10 protein-coding genes are annotated in these 14,587 nt (G+C 53.3%); 2 read left to right on the top strand and 8 right to left on the bottom strand.

Annotated elements, in window-relative coordinates; genetic code table 11:
• Positions 1-255: 255 nt before the first annotated feature.
• Complete coding sequence (locus ACGHAD_RS08060) at positions 256-696, bottom strand: response regulator (RefSeq protein ID WP_339615429.1); 441 nt, start codon at positions 694-696, stop codon at positions 256-258.
• 229 nt (positions 697-925) lie between these two features.
• Here ACGHAD_RS08060 and ACGHAD_RS08055 point away from each other — a divergent pair, with 229 nt between their 5' ends.
• Positions 926-1,618: an XRE family transcriptional regulator gene (locus tag ACGHAD_RS08055; RefSeq protein ID WP_382415808.1), complete on the top strand. Its 693-nt coding sequence runs from the start codon at positions 926-928 to the stop codon at positions 1,616-1,618.
• Between the two features lie 490 nt (positions 1,619-2,108).
• Here the strand turns inward: ACGHAD_RS08055 and aceF are convergent, their stop codons facing one another.
• The 5 genes from aceF to ACGHAD_RS08030 all read right to left on the bottom strand — a co-directional run bounded on the left by aceF (position 2,109) and on the right by ACGHAD_RS08030 (position 11,475).
• Positions 2,109-4,019 carry a pyruvate dehydrogenase complex dihydrolipoyllysine-residue acetyltransferase gene (gene aceF, locus ACGHAD_RS08050; protein WP_382415810.1) on the bottom strand — a complete coding sequence of 637 codons (1,911 nt, stop codon included), beginning with the start codon at positions 4,017-4,019 and terminating at the stop codon, positions 2,109-2,111.
• 108 nt (positions 4,020-4,127) lie between these two features.
• Positions 4,128-6,779 (bottom strand): pyruvate dehydrogenase (acetyl-transferring), homodimeric type, encoded by a 2,652-nt coding sequence (gene aceE, locus ACGHAD_RS08045; RefSeq protein ID WP_339615432.1) that lies wholly within the window; start codon positions 6,777-6,779, stop codon positions 4,128-4,130.
• Between the two features lie 304 nt (positions 6,780-7,083).
• Entirely contained in the window at positions 7,084-10,083 is a 3,000-nt protein-coding gene (locus tag ACGHAD_RS08040; RefSeq protein ID WP_382415813.1) for an insulinase family protein, read from the bottom strand.
• Positions 10,083-11,186: an AI-2E family transporter gene (locus tag ACGHAD_RS08035; protein WP_339615434.1), complete on the bottom strand. Its 1,104-nt coding sequence runs from the start codon at positions 11,184-11,186 to the stop codon at positions 10,083-10,085. The genes ACGHAD_RS08040 and ACGHAD_RS08035 overlap by 1 nt, the downstream gene beginning before the upstream one ends.
• A gap of 25 nt (positions 11,187-11,211) precedes the next feature.
• On the bottom strand, positions 11,212-11,475 hold the full coding sequence (locus ACGHAD_RS08030) for a sulfurtransferase TusA family protein (RefSeq protein ID WP_382415815.1): 264 nt from the start codon (positions 11,473-11,475) through the stop codon (positions 11,212-11,214).
• 204 nt (positions 11,476-11,679) lie between these two features.
• Between ACGHAD_RS08030 and ACGHAD_RS08025 the strand changes: the two genes are divergently transcribed.
• The gene (locus tag ACGHAD_RS08025; protein WP_382415817.1) at positions 11,680-13,116 is read left to right on the top strand and encodes a M48 family metalloprotease; all 1,437 of its coding nucleotides are present in this window, start codon (positions 11,680-11,682) and stop codon (positions 13,114-13,116) included.
• 13 nt (positions 13,117-13,129) lie between these two features.
• Here the strand turns inward: ACGHAD_RS08025 and ACGHAD_RS08020 are convergent, their stop codons facing one another.
• On the bottom strand, positions 13,130-13,354 hold the full coding sequence (locus tag ACGHAD_RS08020; RefSeq protein WP_339615437.1) for a SlyX family protein: 225 nt from the start codon (positions 13,352-13,354) through the stop codon (positions 13,130-13,132).
• A 35-nt stretch (positions 13,355-13,389) separates the two neighbouring features.
• Positions 13,390-14,559 carry a serine hydrolase domain-containing protein gene (locus ACGHAD_RS08015; protein ID WP_382415819.1) on the bottom strand — a complete coding sequence of 390 codons (1,170 nt, stop codon included), beginning with the start codon at positions 14,557-14,559 and terminating at the stop codon, positions 13,390-13,392.
• Positions 14,560-14,587 lie beyond the last annotated feature (28 nt).

The following is a 14,587-nucleotide window of genomic DNA, read 5'->3' as shown; positions in this document are numbered from 1 at the left end:
GTGAGCAAGCTCAAACTGGGGTTTTCGTGGTATATGGTTAAGTTTACCTCAGAACCCGTAACAAGAAGGGTAAGAAGCGTAAAGCTCAGAAAACAGGCCAGCGCATCAACAACGTACGCCTCCAACCCAAAATGCCTCACTATAAAGACTTATAAGCACTCAAGCGCCAGCAGGTGTGTTTAATAATCGCGATAACGAAGAACAGTATAGAAGCGCTTGGCAGGACTGAGCAATACAGCACCAAAAAAGTCGGTGTTAATGCTCCGCTAACAGCGCCGTTTCTAACCAATAAGACTTAATTAAAGACATCACTCTCACCAACTCATCAAAGCTGGTAGGTTTCGTAAAATAAGTATTACCGCCAAACTCGTAGGTATATTTTATATCCTCCTCGTTACTAGAGGTGGTAAAAACCACGATTGGAATGTGTTTTAAGTGCTCATCTTGCTTGATGTGGCGCAGTGCTTCGCGACCATCCATGCGCGGCATATTTAAATCGAGCAGTATCAAGCCCGGCACCAATTCTGGCGCTTGCAGTTTTTCTAACAGCGCTTGGCCGTCTTCAACAAACAGCACATCGTCAGACAACACACCATTTTCTTCTAATGCATCCCGAATTAGCAATTGGTCGTCGAGGTCATCTTCCGCTATCATTAACCCACGATTTTTTCGCCATGCTAATGTTGTTTTGCTCATATATTGCGTCCATAAGTCGCCCGGCGAGTGTATCGTGGGGTGAGTAGCCACTAGAGGTGGTTATGTAATAAGGTAGAACAAACCGTCGTTATTCGCTTGGAATTGATCGTTCAAGAGAGTAAAACAGCTGAGATAGCAACCCACTGCCATCCATCGCGTTGCAACCGGGATATTAGCAAGCTAATATCCCGGTTGCAACAGGCACCAACTCTTTAATTTGTGCGTCCTTATGAACAAAAACCTGTTAGCCAACGAGCGTATCACCCAGCTGCGAGACCTACTGGGCCTATCCCAGAGTGACTTCTCTGATCGAATTGGTATAACGCAAGGCGCTTTGTCACAGCTTGAGGCAAGCAAGTCTAAGCTCTCTATGACAACGATCAACTCAATCCACCAAGCTTTTAGCGTCAACTGCAACTGGCTCGTGGCCGGTGAAGGAAAAACGTTTTTAGTCGATACGCAAGGTGACATATCCCCTCTGCAAGGTTCGAGCTGCCCAGACCCGCTTATTCCGATGGTCAATGTCGATGCCCACGCGGGCTATATAAGCCAGTGCAACGATCCCAACTACATAAAGACCTTAGGTGTTTACAGGATTCCAGGTTTTGAAGACGGAGACTACCGCCTGTTCGAAACAGACGGAGACAGTATGGAGCCGTCACTCTATTCAGGAGAGGTGGTAATTGCCGAGCGACTCGAGCCCGGCAAAGCATTTGATGACGGATCACTAGCCGTGATCGTTGCCGAGGACGGAGTGCTTGCCAAACGTATTTACCTAAGCACTCAAGATAAGCTTATAGTAAAAAGCGACAACACTGCCTACAAACCCTATACCTTAAATAAAAAAGACATAGGCGAGATCTGGTTGATTCGATCTAAAATAACCTCTCACTTTAACGGGGTCAGTGCACCGCAGCGCTAGGCCCACATTAGTAGACCACGCTTCTGAGCTAAAGGGCTCAAGCCTGACCTACAAAATTAAAACAGCGCTGTTAACTCCTAACAGCACACACGTTCAATATCCCCAATTGTAATACTTCCAGTACTCCGCAGCATTTATTAATAGGAAGCATTATTCGGCGGCATTGATTTTCAACACTCACGCCACCTTTTAAAACCTAGAAAACACACTTCAGACACCCGTCAATATAAACGGGCAACCCAAAGTCACAGGAAAAATAAAGATATTTTTGAAAACTAGTAACCCATGATCTTTTACAGTCTGCGGTCTATTCATGGTGCATAACGAACCCACAAAAACGCTCAGCAAACAACAAATGTAATGCTAACGAGTGGAGTGCGGGGTTCGCATACAGGACAGGTAAAAACTTCCAGTGGCTGACTGCTATAACTCTTAAACAAAAAAGCCCAGCTTGATCACTCAATCTGGGCTTTTAAACACTCCCCCACTCTTACAGCAATAAGCGACGTACGTCGGCAACTACGGCCGTCAGGTAAGTAAAGAAGCGTCCGGCATCGGCGCCGTTAATAGCGCGGTGATCGTAAGACAGAGCCAGCGGCAACATGTTGCGCGGGACAAACTCACTACCGTTCCAAACTGGCTTCATTTGCGCCTTAGAAACACCCAATATGGCAACCTCGGGCGCATTGACGATTGGGGTAAAGCCGTTGCCACCCATAGCGCCCAAGCTTGAGATGGTAAAACAGCCGCCCTGCATGTCAGCAGCGGTTAGTTTGCCATCGCGCGCCTTTTTAACAATTGCGCTAAAGTCGTCGGCCAGCTCCCACAAACCTTTTTTATCGACGTCTCGAATCACCGGCACCATCAAACCGTTTGGCGTATCAACAGCAACACCAATGTGCACGTATTTTTTCTGCACAATGTGCTCGCCATCGTGATGCATAGAGACGTTAAAGCTGGGCTCGGCAACCAAAGCGGCGGCACAGGCCTTTAACAAAAACGGTAGCGGCGTTAATTTGCTGCCACGCTTTTCAGCTTCGGCTTTAAGGCCTTTACGGAAAGCTTCCAGCTCGGTGATGTCGGCATCGTCCCACTGAGTAACGTGTGGAATATTAAGCCAGTTGCGCACCATGTTGTCAGCGGTAAGCTTTTTGATCTTGCTCATTTTGACCGTTTCGATCTCGCCGAACTTGGCAAAATCAACCGCGGGAATCGCAGGAATACCGCTGCCGCCAGCAGTGCTCTTGCCAGACTGACTATCCGCTACGATGTTTTTCACATAGTCGCGCACGTCGTCTTTGTTAACACGGCTGCGAGGTCCGCTGCCTTTAACCTTTTTCAGATCAACGCCCAACTGTCGCGCCAACTTGCGCACGGCGGGGCCGGCGTAAACATCCGAAGAGTTAACCACTTCGACGTTATCCGCCGTTACCGGCGATCCAGACGAGGTTGTCGCGGTGCTGGCAGCAGGGGCGCTTGCGGCTTGCGGTGCAGACTCCGCCTTTGGTGCCGGCGCCGCCGGTGCCGCTGACTCAACTTCCATCTCACAAATGGCATCACCCTGCGAGAGCTTGTCACCTTCTTTAACCGAAACTTTCACCACTTTACCAGCGCTAGGCGCCGGAATTTCCATAGAGGCTTTGTCGGTTTCCAGTACGATTAAAGTATCGCCTTCGTCGATTTCATCACCGGCACTGATGGAAATCTCGATCACTGCCGCACCTTCAGAGCCACCGATATCCGGTACAGGTATAACTTCGACAGAGCTACCACCTGAAGCTGGCGCGGGCGCTGCACTGGACTCGGCGGGAGTCTCTGCAGGTGCTTCAGTTGCGCCACCGGTCATCACACCCAGCTTGTCGCCCTGAGAAACTTTATCGCCCTCTTTAAGATCGATGCTAACAATTTTACCGCTGGCCGGTGCTGGAATTTCCAACGAGGCTTTGTCGGTTTCTAGCACAACCAACGAATCGCCCTCGCTAACTTCGTCGCCAACTGCAACGCAGATCTCGATCACGTCGACATTCTCTGAGCCACCAAGATCGGGGATAGTGATGTCTTGCTCGGCCGATGCGGCTGCAGGCGCGGCTTTTGACTCAGGCTCTGGCGCCGGCTCATTTTTAACTGGCTCTTCTTTGTCGCTGCCGCTGGCGTCTGCGCCACCCTCGGTTTCAACTTCAAAGATCACATCGCCTTCAGAGACTTTGTCACCCTCTTTTACTTTAATCGCTGTTACCTTGCCGGCAACAGTGCTCGGTATTTCCATCGAGGCCTTATCGGTCTCCAACACCAACAGCGAATCATCGATTGCTACGGTATCGCCAACGGCGACCGAAATTTCAATGACATCTACATTTTCCGAGCCGCCAATATCGGGGACTTTAATCGATTCAATTGCCACGGTAACTCCTCGCTACATTTTTAATCCGCCCCAGCTTGTGGCTGTGGCTTACGTTATCCATTGATCTTGCAGGGCGCTTGGCGCGCCCCACTTGTCGCGGGTAGGCGACTATACGGTCAACGGATCGGCTTTATCTGGATCAATACCAAACTGTTTGATGGCTTTGGCTACAACGTCGGCTTTGATTTTGCCTTGGTCGGCCAGAGATTTCAGTGCGGCAATCACCACAAAGTGGCTGTCAACCTCAAAGAAGTGACGCAACTTTTTGCGTGAGTCACTGCGACCAAAACCGTCGGTACCCAGCACTTGATAATCGCCCGGAATAAACGCACGCAATTGTTCTGCGTAGTTCTTCATGTAATCGGTGGCGATAATAAACGGCCCATCCTGAGACTCTAAGACCTCAGTAATGTAGGCTTTGCGCGGTGTTTCGGTTGGGTGTAACAAGTTCCAGCGCGCGGTGGCCTGACCTTCACGGGTCAACTCGTTAACGCTGGTGACACTCCAAATATCAGCTTCAACACTGAAGTCTTTGCGCAGGATCTCAGCTGCGGCAATCACCTCATTCAAAATAGTGCCCGAGCCCATCAACTGAACACGGTTTTTCTTCTTGCTGGTGCCTTTTTCAAGCTGATAAATACCTTTAATGATGCCCTCTTCGACACCTTCTGGCATATCAGGATGAACGTAGTTTTCGTTCATCAACGTAATGTAGTAGTAACAGTTCTCTTTGTCCTGGTACATCCGCTTCAGACCGTCTTGTACCACAACCGCCACCTCGTAAGAGAAGGTCGGATCGTAGCTGCGACAGTTAGGGATAGTGTTCGCCAAAATATGGCTGTGACCATCTTGGTGCTGCAAGCCTTCACCGTTCAGCGTGGTACGCCCTGCGGTGCCGCCCAGCAAGAAGCCACGCGCTTGCGCATCGCCCGCCAACCAAGCCAAGTCGCCAATGCGTTGAAAACCAAACATAGAGTAATAAATGTAAAACGGCAGCAACGGTTTTGCGTGGTTGCTGTACGAGGTGGCCGCGGCAACCCAAGCGGACATAGCGCCGGCTTCGTTGATGCCCTCTTCCAGAATCTGGCCTTTCTCGTCCTCTTTGTAGTACATGATCTGGCCGGCGTCTTGCGGGGTATACTTCTGACCCAACGCCGAGTAAATACCCACTTGACGGAACATGCCTTCCATACCAAAGGTACGAGCTTCGTCCGGTACAATCGGCACCACTTGTTTGCCAATCTGCTTGTCTTTAAGCAGCGTGTTTAACACGCGCACAAACGCCATTGTGGTCGAGATTTCACGCTCACCGGTGCCTTTAAGCTGAGCTTTAAAGGCGTCCAGTTCGGGGATAGGCAGCGATTCAAAATCAGACTTACGCGCTGGCAGGTAACCATCCAACGTGCGACGACGCTCTTGCAAGTATTGCATTTCGGCGCTGTCATCCGCAGGGCGGTAGTAAGGGATTTTCTCCAGGTCTTTATCATCGATCGGAATGCTAAAACGATCACGGAAGGTTTTCAGCCCTTCGATGTCGAGTTTTTTAACTTGGTGAGCGTTGTTAACCGCTTCACCAGTGGGGCCCATGCCATAACCTTTAACGGTTTGCGCCAACACCACTGTCGGCACGCCTTTAGTGTTAACCGCATTATGATAAGCGTTATACACTTTGTGCGCGTCGTGACCGCCACGCGCTAGGCGCAGAATATCGTCGTCAGACAAATCTTTAACCAGCTCTAACAGCTCTGGGTACTTACCAAAGAAGTGCTCACGGGTGTAAGCGCCGCCATTGGCTTTATAGTTTTGCATCTCGCCATCACACACTTCATCCATGCGCTTTTGCAGCAGGCCGGTGGTGTCTTTTTCAAGCAGTGCATCCCAGCCGCCACCCCACAGAACTTTAACCACGTTCCAGCCAGCGCCACGGAATACGCCTTCGAGCTCTTGTACGATTTTACCGTTACCACGTACCGGCCCATCCAAGCGCTGCAAGTTACAGTTGATCACAAAGATCAGGTTGTCGAGTTTTTCGCGGCCAGCCAGCGCAATTGCGCCCAAGCTTTCTGGCTCGTCACACTCGCCGTCGCCCAAAAACGCCCAAATTTTACGGTCGCCTTTGTCGATCAGCTCGCGCTGATCCATGTAGCGCATTACTTGCGCTTGATAAATAGCCGCAATAGGACCGAGGCCCATAGAAACGGTGGGAAACTGCCAGTAATCAGGCATCAACCAAGGATGCGGATAAGACGACAAACCTTTACCGTCCACTTCGCGACGGAAGTTATCCAGTTGATCTTCGGTCAGACGACCTTCGAGGTAAGAGCGCGCGTACATGCCCGGAGAGCTGTGCCCCTGGAAGTACACCAAATCGCCCGGCTTATCGCCGTCATTACCACGAAAGAAATGGTTAAAACCCACCTCGTACAAGGTAGCGGCTGAGGAGAATGACGCGATATGACCGCCCAGCTCATCATCATTTTTGTTCGCACGAACCACCATCGCAATCGCGTTCCAGCGAATAATTGAACGGATTTTACGTTCAATGTAGTGGTCGCCGGGGCTTTGGATTTCTTTGGAGGTGGGAATGGTGTTGCGATAAGGCGTGGTGATAGCAGAGGGCTGATCAATGCCGTGGTCTGCAGCAGACTCGGACAGGCTCTTCAGAAGAAATGCGGCACGCTCTTTCCCCACGTGACGTACTACAGAATCGAGGGCATCGCGCCACTCTCGGGTTTCCAGAGCATCAATATCTTCTATCATTTAATTCTCCTCAGTCATGCGCCTTTTGAGCACATTTGGACACAGCGTTAACACCAACGCAGACCGTACCTGGCAGGATAGCTACCAGTGGCCTCGCCCCTTTACGTTGTGACTATATTAGGGTTAAACGTGGCGATTACCCCAATACTGGGGCCCAAAAATGCGCGAATTTTTACATATTTACGGGATTTTTGCTAGCCCTGCGATATCAGCAGCGGGGCAGCACCAAGATCGGTACGCATTTTGCTCAGACAGGCCAATTTTCAAACAGGCCCGAACGATAAACACCCGGGCGCGCTACATTTTAGGGCAAAACCGGGCCCTGCAACGGCTGCTTCTGCAAGTGATTCCAATAACTATCTAGCGCTTTTTGGTTAGAGGTTGGCGCATTTTTCTCCGCCGTTCCCGTAAGAGCTAGCGCGCCGGCCACCCGCTCAGCCAAATAGCGGCGATATCGCTCAGACGAGGCCACGCTTGCACCGGCAACCTCTGTCATAACAGATGTATTGGCCATGGTAGCATCCACCAGCTCACGCCACAGCGCCGTGCTTTTTTCACGCAAACCGCCGGCACTATCGTTAGCAAGCCTTCGCCCAACAACCGTTTGGGCTTCTGCGAGCGCAGCGGATGGCCACTGGCGAGCCAACTCTTGACGCACAAACTCGCGCAGCGCCGCCCCGTCGGCTGTCTCTCCCGCCCAATAAACCACCAGCGCCGGGCGCCCTGCCAGCTGCCAATCAAATACGGCGATATTAGCCGGGTCAATGGTCGTTGTGGGCGTCACTGAATGCGCTTCCCGTTGCGAATCATCTGCAGAGCTTTCGTCTGCCGCACTTTTAAGGCTCACCGTAGTGTCTGCGATAGCACCCGAGGCACCTTCAGCGGTATCGTCACCCGCGACGAGCCCTTTGATTACAAACTGATCCGCAATGTTCTCAGGCTCTGCCGTTAGCGATTCGCGCAGCAGTTGCGCGGCAAGCTGCATTTGAGCGTAATCGACGGCGCTGGCGCCCCGCCCCTGCAGGTACAGCGCCACACCACTGCCATCGCGAGTTGGCAGGCTTAATTGTGGGCCCTTATCGCCACTCAAGCGGCCATAAGTGGCGGTACGTGGCGCACCGGCATCATCCTCTAAAAAATAGTGCTCACTTAGAGCCGCCAGCCGCTGCGCTTCTTGGCGATAAAGATTGCCGTAAAACAATATACTAAGACGCGCCGGGCGGTAATGAACATGCTTAAAGTTGCGCAGCTGATCGGGGGTGATACTGGCCAACGCTTCCGCGCGTTCCGCTCGCGTCCAGCTAGGGCGATAGTGCAAACGGTTTAAACGCTCGCGAAGAATGCTATCCAGCGTATTTCTCGGCATCGTTAAGCGCTCGGCCAACATATCCTGCGCCCGCTTAAAGCGCCGATCTGTGATTTCTACATCGTCCAACACTTGATCGATGCGCGTTAGCATTAAACCAAGTTGCGAGTTGTAGCCATGCACATGGACGTCCAGCCCTAATGCGTGCGGCTGCACCGTAAAATCAACTCCGGCCAGATGTGCGGCAAACGCCTTTTCATTAAGCTCTTGGCGAACCAGCTCCGCCATTAGTTCAGCCTCGGCTGCCGCGAGCGCAGACGCCCCCGCCGCCGGAATCTCTAAGCGCAGCAATACCGACGCCGCTGGGCTGGCAATGTGACCGCGATTAAACCAAGCACTAAAACGCGGCCGGTTAAACAGCTCTACCACCTCATTAATGCCGGTATTTTGCGAGGTAGGTAGCATCGGCGCTTCTTTGGTGCTTAAACGCGTCGGAATAAAATTATTGCGCTCGGGAAAGTCCAGCCGCCGGCGCACAGTAATTTTAATGTCGGGCTGCGCCTCACTCGATTTAACCGCGGAATACGGCGTCAACAACACCGGGCTGCGTTGCTCGCCCGCAACCGCCGCTGTTGACGTCAAACTCACCAAGACATTGTCGCTGCGTAAAAAGTCTAAATAGCGCCGCACCAACCGCTCGTTAAACTCGTTGTAGCGAAACGGGCCGTAAAGGACATCGCGCGGACGGTAATAGTGCAGCGCATGAGCCAGCTGAGCGGGATCGCGCACTGCTGAGGCGTCGCGATAACGAAAATCCAACGCCGCCGTGCGGGCCAGCTCAAGGTGGCGCCACTCACGTAACCCCCGCATCCTGATTTGGTCGAGCATGTAAAATACCAGCGCCACAACTTGATCTTTGGCGCGCACACCGAGGTCCGTCAAATCGATGCGCACTTCAAATAAGCCGTCATAGCGCGACTGCATGCCCATGCCAGTATCGATAGTGTCGGCCCAGCCTAAACTTTTTAGCAGCGCCAGTAAGCTGCCGGGGCCACCGTCGGCCAACAACCTAGAAACTTCCGCCAAGGGTTTTTCAGCGTATAACGCTAAGGGGTTGGGCACAGGAAACAACAACTGCAATTGCGGCTTGGCAATATCGGCCTGGATTTGCACGTCAATGGGCAGCGTTTGTGGTGTAAACAGTGGTGGATAATTTGCGTCGCGGATAGTCCCCGGGGCTTTTTGGCTCAAGCGGTTCAAGGCAGCGGTGACAATGCTTTGTTGCCGATCGAGCGGCAGATTAGCCACAAGGGCCAGTCGCATCCGCGCGGGGGTATACAGGCGTTTAAAGTTTTTTTGCAGCGCTTCAGTCACTACCGGCAACTGCGCAATACTGGCGGACGCCCCTTGGCGGCGCGCCATTGGGTGCTCAGCATTAAAAAGCGCACTAAAAACATCGTCGCGGCGATCCGTCAGTGTGGCACCCAGCCCCGAGCGAATATTATTGGCCAGTAAATGTTGTCCGCGCTCTATCTCTTCAAGCGGTATTTCTGCACTGCGATCGATATGCGTAAAAAAGTCAGTAAGCGCTGTGGCCAACGCATTCGTCGGCGCTCGCAAATGATACTCGGTGTGCTCGGGCTGAACGTTAATATTGGCCGCCGGATCACTGTATAACACCAAAGCCAGCAAATTATTCAGCCCCGGCAACGCTACCGGATCTTGGTTGGCCCCAGCCAACACACTTAACGCCCAGTTGGCTTCTGTCGCTGCCGGGTCGCGCACCAGCAGCACCTGCAAACCATTGTCATAGGCAAGCGCACGATACGCGCGCGGATCTTCCGGGCTGGCGATCACCTCTTCGACCCGAAACCCCGGCGCCTCGGCAGCGGACTCTGCGGCGGGTGCCGCAAACAGCCGCATCGGCAACACCAGCAGCATAAAACTCAGCACAGCCGTTAAGGATGCTGCCCTTGGCAGCCACCAACCCAGCACCATTACTGCGGCTCCGAAATATCAACCGCTGGGCTTGGCTCGGATTCTGACTCGACGGCAATTCCCATGGGCCAGGCGTACAAAATCGCTTTTACTAAGGTGGCTAGCGGGATCGCAAAAAATACCCCCCAAAAGCCCCACAAGCCGCCAAACACCAAAACCGCCATAATAATCGCAACCGGGTGCAGGTTGACGGCCTCAGAAAACAGCAGTGGCACGAGAATATTGCCATCGATACCCTGAATAATGATGTACACCAACATCAAATAAAGAAACTCCGAACCCCACCCCCACTGGAAGTAGGCGATCATGGCAACCGGTATGGTAACCACCGCCGCGCCAATGTACGGAATAACCACCGACAAACCCACAGCAATACCCAGCAGTGCTGCGTAGTTCAGGCCCAACAGCGCAAATGCCACATAAGACACAGAGCCGACAATTAATATCTCGATGGACTTACCGCGCACATAGTTAGCAATTTGCTGGTTCATTTCGCTCCAGATCTTGGTCATCACCGGGCGCTTTTTGGGTAAAAAGCTGGCGATCCAGTCCGCGATTAAAGAGCTGTCTTTAAGGAAGAAGAACACCAAAATAGGCACCAGTACAAAATACACCAGCACCGTCATCAAAATGGGCAGACTGCTTACCGAAAACGTCAAAACATTTTGCCCCATACGGCCAAGCTCGGCTGTTGTGGCCGCGATTAAATCCTCGACCTGCGCTTGGGAGACTAAATTAGGGTAATTCTCGGGCAGCAATAGCAACACGCTTTGCCACTCACCCAGCATCCTCGGCACCTCGGCAAACAGTCGCGCCGACTGCTGCCATAACACTGGCAGTAGCACCAGCAATACCGAGGCGAGCATGAGCAACAGCAAAATAAATGTGACGGTAACCGCCAGCCAATGCGGCGCGCCCCACTCGCGTAAGCGTACCACCAACCCCTGCATTAAAAACGCGATAATAATACTGGCAATCATCGGGGCCAGTACCACCCCCATGGTTAAGATAACCAGCAAGCTGACAGCAATGATCACCACCAGCAGAACCGCCTCCTCATCGGAGAAATAGCGGTCAATCCAGCTGCGGACTATTTTCAGCATCGTTGTTTCACTCTCCAGATGAGCATTAGACCGCACCTCCTTTTTCAATCAGGTAAACGTATTCATCCCCCATATCGATAAACTCGATCATCTGGTGGCCAGCAAGCTGCACATAGGCGTGAAAATCTCTGACGGAACCCGCATCAGTGGCGCGCACCTCAATCTGGTCGCCTACCGCCAAAGGCCGCATGGCCTGCTTGGCACGCAACAGCGGCATAGGGCAGCGCAGTTGTCGGGCGTCTACCAGCGTCGCACTAGGGAGGGAACTGCTCGGATCGATCTTTGTCATACCACCTACAAGCCCACATCAGAACCGCCAGCGGCATCGCCGGAGGTGACCCGACATGCTAGTTAACATTGCGCGTGTGCACAAGTAGCAGGCCGCACGATTGCACTTGCCAGCGCCCCTATGCATTAATGATACTATGCCCCGTAGCAGGACTGACCGTCGTATCTAAATGCGGCTCCGTGTGCCCGAAGAGACCGAGTTATTGTGAATAAAGCTTTATCCCTTGTGTTATCGCTGCTGTTAAGCATTCCCGCCGTAGGCCGCGCCGATGACTTAAACCTGCCGGATTTTGGCGACACGTCATCGGGGATCGTCTCATTCCAGGAGGAGAAACGCCTCGGCAAATTATTTATGCGCAGCTATCGTGCGCAAATACCGACCTCTGACGATCCGCTATTGATTAGCTACTTACGCGATTTAATTGGCCGGCTCACGCAGTTTAGCCAGCTAAATAATCGCAATTTTGAGCTGATCGTCGTCGAAAACCCCGCCATGAACGCCTTTGCCGCCCCCGGCAACGTGATTGGCGTACATACCGGCCTATTTATCTATTCGCAAAACGAGGCACAACTGGCCTCGGTACTGACCCACGAACTGGCTCACTTAAGCCAGCGCCACTACGCGCGCCGGTTAGAGCAGCAACGCAACATGACCATCCCATTTTACACCGCTTTGCTCGCAAGCTTAGTGTTAGCCGCGAGCGGCAGTGACGGAGGCATGGCTGCTATGGCCGCAACTCAGGCTGCGGCCGCCGACGCTCAGTTACGTTTTAGCCGGCAAAACGAGCAAGAGGCTGACCGCCTGGGAATCGATACGCTTATTGATGCCGGTTACGATCCCTACGCCGCGCCGGACATGTTCGAACAGATGCTACGCGCCTCGCGTTATTCGCGCCGACCACCGGACTTTTTGCTCACTCACCCGGTAACCGAGAGCCGGGTAGCCGACGCCCGCTCCCGCGCCATGCGTTATCCGCGCGATGGCAAAACCCAAAAAGACTCGCTGGACTTTCAGCTGATGAAAGCCCGGATTAAAGTACTGCAAGCCGAAAGCGCGCAACAGGCGATTGGTATTTTCCAGTCCGAAATGGACGGCGATAACGCTACCCCAGAGGCCAGCCGCTACGGTCTAGCACTGGCCTACAGCAAAATCGGCAACGCCCAAGAAGCCGCCAAAGCCCTTGCACCACTGCTGCAAAAAGAGCCAAACCGGCTGGTGTATCAAGTCATGGATATCGATATTGACTTGGCTGCTAAAGACTACGACACCGCGCTGGAAAAACTGCGCACCGGCCTGCGGCGCCTGCCCAACTACTACCCGTTTAACGTGCGCTACGCCGAGGCACTGATGGACTCGGGCCACTATCAAAGCGGCGCGGAGTTTTTATCGCAATACGTGCGTAAAGAAACCGAAGACCCTTACATGTGGTATTTGCTGGCCGAGGTGAACGGATTGGCGGGCGACGTACTTGGGGTACACGAGGCGCGGGCCGAATACTTTATCCAGGTTGGTGTGTACGACCGGGCGATCGTACAGCTGCGCAATGCGCTAAAGCTTGCCAAAAACGACTCGCACCGCACCGCCATTTTGCAAGAGCGGTTGCGCTACGTCGAACGCCTACTCTCGGAGCTGGATTTTTAAGAGCAGCGGCCCACTAATAGTGTGGCGGCCGCTCGTCCGCCGCCGATCCGCCCTGCTCGCGATCAAACATAGCGTCGTCAAACTTACTTGCCAGTCCGCCCAACTGCTTGGCCAGCGCCTGCAGTTGACGGTCTTGTCGAGCGACAATGAGGTTCAACTCATTGATCGTGTCCTCTTGAAAGCTCAAACGGCTTTGCAGCTCAATCAACGCTTCTTGCAATACATCGTCCTGCGACATTCTGACAACCTCAATAAAACTATAAGTGAACGCCCTTAAAGTGGCGCCAGCTCGGCAATTAAACGCTGGGCACGAGCATCTATCAACAAACTCTGCCCCAAACGCGCCGTGATATACGCAAACCCTAAGCCCGATTTTGGGTCGGCAAAGCCAACGCTGCCACCGGCCCCCGGATGACCAAACCCCTGCGCACTACCAAACAAACAGTCACCCGCTGACTGAGAGCCCATAAAACCCAAAGCAAAACGCAAAGGCACCCCCAAGACTTTATCGGGCTCGGCGTGCCGCGCCTGAGTAAACTCTGCCAACGTTGTGGCCTCTATGCCCGAGCGCTCACCACCGGCCGCCAACACACCGTAAAAGCGCGCCAGGGCGACGGCACTGGCATGGCAATTAGCCGCTGGTATACAAGCGCTACGCCAAGCGGGTGTGTTAGTCGAATTCATCAGCGTCATAGGATTGGTAAAGGCGCGATTGACCACCCCGCGTGGATCGGCCTTCATTAACTGCCCTAACGCCGCACTATTAGCGCCAGGGCTGGCACTGCCCGCATCGCCCAAGGGCTTTTTTAACGGGCCGACATCAGCCAGCGTCTCCTGCCGCGGCTCTGGCACGCCAAAGTAGGCGTCAAGCGCTAACGGCTCAGCCCAATAGCGTTGAAACAGCTCACTAAACGAGCTCCCGGTAACTTGCTGCACCAGCTCGGCTAAAATCCAGCCGTACAAAAAGGGCGAATAACCTTGTGCTGAGCCGGGTGTCCACCAAGGCTCATCGTATTCTAAAAGGGATTTGACCGAGGCGGCGTCAAAAATCACCGGATCTTTTAGCTTGGGGTGAAACGCACTCATACCACTGCGATGCGCCAGTACATGCCGCACGGTGATAGCCTCTTTCCCCTTACCGGTAAACTCGGGCCAGTAGCAACTAACCGGCTTATCCAAAGCAATCTCACCACGGGCCACCAGCGTCATCACAAGCGCCGCTGCCAGGGGTTTGCCCGCCGAAAAAATATTGACGCAGGTATCCTCCCGCCACGGATGCTTGCGGGCTTTATCGCGAGTGCCCGCCCAGGCACTTACCAGCACCTGATTATCGCGCACCACTGCCACTGCCGCGCCCTCCTCGGCAAAGCGCGAGAAGTTATCAGCAAAGGCGGCAATTAACGGCTCGGCCTCGGGGCCCCACTGCCCTTGCACTTCAATCATAAGCTCAACCCTTTGCTGGTTAACACGT

The sequence above is a fragment of the Gilvimarinus japonicus genome (assembly GCF_042847215.1).
In the GTDB taxonomy this organism is placed as follows: Bacteria; Pseudomonadota; Gammaproteobacteria; order Pseudomonadales; family Cellvibrionaceae; genus Gilvimarinus; species Gilvimarinus japonicus.
Note: the sequence above shows the minus strand (reverse complement) of the source record. Positions and strands in the feature narration are given on the sequence as shown.

Excerpts from the sequence above, each read along its gene's own strand:
- ACGHAD_RS08060 (WP_339615429.1), bottom strand. The coding sequence starts at position 696 with ATGAGCAAAACAACATTAGCATGGCGAAAAAATCGTGGGTTAATGATA.
- ACGHAD_RS08055 (WP_382415808.1), top strand. The coding sequence starts at position 926 with ATGAACAAAAACCTGTTAGCCAACGAGCGTATCACCCAGCTGCGAGAC.
- aceE (WP_339615432.1), bottom strand. The coding sequence starts at position 6,779 with ATGATAGAAGATATTGATGCTCTGGAAACCCGAGAGTGGCGCGATGCC.
- ACGHAD_RS08040 (WP_382415813.1), bottom strand. The coding sequence starts at position 10,083 with ATGGTGCTGGGTTGGTGGCTGCCAAGGGCAGCATCCTTAACGGCTGTG.
- ACGHAD_RS08035 (WP_339615434.1), bottom strand. The coding sequence starts at position 11,186 with ATGCTGAAAATAGTCCGCAGCTGGATTGACCGCTATTTCTCCGATGAG.
- ACGHAD_RS08030 (WP_382415815.1), bottom strand. The coding sequence starts at position 11,475 with ATGACAAAGATCGATCCGAGCAGTTCCCTCCCTAGTGCGACGCTGGTA.
- ACGHAD_RS08020 (WP_339615437.1), bottom strand. The coding sequence starts at position 13,354 with ATGTCGCAGGACGATGTATTGCAAGAAGCGTTGATTGAGCTGCAAAGC.
- ACGHAD_RS08015 (WP_382415819.1), bottom strand. The coding sequence starts at position 14,559 with ATGATTGAAGTGCAAGGGCAGTGGGGCCCCGAGGCCGAGCCGTTAATT.